The 560-nt window shown below is 40.5% G+C and carries 1 protein-coding gene; it reads right to left on the bottom strand.

From position 1 onward, the window contains the following. Window positions 1-200: 200 nt before the first annotated feature. Window positions 201-494 carry a putative toxin-antitoxin system toxin component, PIN family gene (locus A3738_RS28535; RefSeq protein ID WP_197471982.1) on the bottom strand — a complete coding sequence of 98 codons (294 nt, stop codon included), beginning with the start codon at window positions 492-494 and terminating at the stop codon, window positions 201-203. Window positions 495-560: the final 66 nt, after the last annotated feature.

The following is a 560-nucleotide window of genomic DNA, read 5'->3' as shown; positions in this document are numbered from 1 at the left end:
TTTCGGTGTTCAGCAAGCGCTTTTAGACGATTATGCTTGTCGTCTGGTAATCATATGGTCAATGTCGACATGCTATTTACCTCTAAGAAGTTGTTCTGGTTTAACAACATCAAAGCCTTTGAAAGTAAGTTCTGCCCCAGTTAGATCTTTGATGTTATTTATAACGATAAACTGTGCGTTGCTGGCTACCGCAAGTTCAATTAAAAAATGTCGTTCTCATCTTTCAGATTGGGGCGCCATAAATAATGTATTGGTACCCAGTAGCATACGCTATAAAAGGCACTTAGCAGTTCTTTGATTTCCTCTGGTTGTAGAGGACAAAGCTCTGCAATCTGAGGGCGCTGATGTACGTCCTCATATTCTAAGAATAACGCGGTAATAATCATTGGGCTAAAAGAACCGGTCAAACAGTTTCTTAGAATCTGTCGGCTCGGTCCTGCTTCTCCGATTAGGGCGCTGATTACGACGCTTGTATCGACAACAATTTTAGTCATTTTTTAATGCTTCATATATGCTGTCATTCGACAAGTGAAGATTTGTCGCTGAATTGTATCGATCGA

Source organism: Oleiphilus sp. HI0066, assembly GCF_001635725.1.
The sequence above is the reverse complement of the archived record's forward strand: the minus strand, read 5'-3'. Positions and strand labels throughout refer to the sequence as shown.

Excerpts from the sequence above, each read along its gene's own strand:
- A3738_RS28535 (WP_197471982.1), bottom strand. The coding sequence starts at position 494 with ATGACTAAAATTGTTGTCGATACAAGCGTCGTAATCAGCGCCCTAATC.